A 246-nucleotide genomic window follows, 5' to 3' on the forward strand; every position below is an offset into this window, starting at 1 on the left:
GGTCCAAGTGGAAACCTTCCATTAATAAATAAATCGAAGGATTTAGCTTATATCATATATACATCGGGTACCACAGGTCATCCCAAAGGTGTCATGGTCGAACACCGAAATGTAGTTAGCCTTATGATCAATGATCAAATGGAGTTCGATTTTTCAGATAAAGATGTCTGGACGATGTTCCACTCTCCATCTTTTGACTTTTCTGTATGGGAGATGTATGGAGCCTTACTCTATGGAGGAAAGTTG

The 246-nt window shown here is 39.4% G+C and carries 1 protein-coding gene; it reads left to right on the forward strand.

Annotation, left to right across the window (positions count from 1 at the left end):
- The coding region (locus tag SCA31_RS24960) for an AMP-binding protein (protein ID WP_410699637.1) at positions 1-246 on the forward strand (246 nt) is incomplete at both ends.

The sequence above is a fragment of the Chryseobacterium sp. SIMBA_028 genome (genome assembly GCF_046535285.1).
Taxonomy (GTDB): domain Bacteria; phylum Bacteroidota; class Bacteroidia; order Flavobacteriales; family Weeksellaceae; genus Chryseobacterium.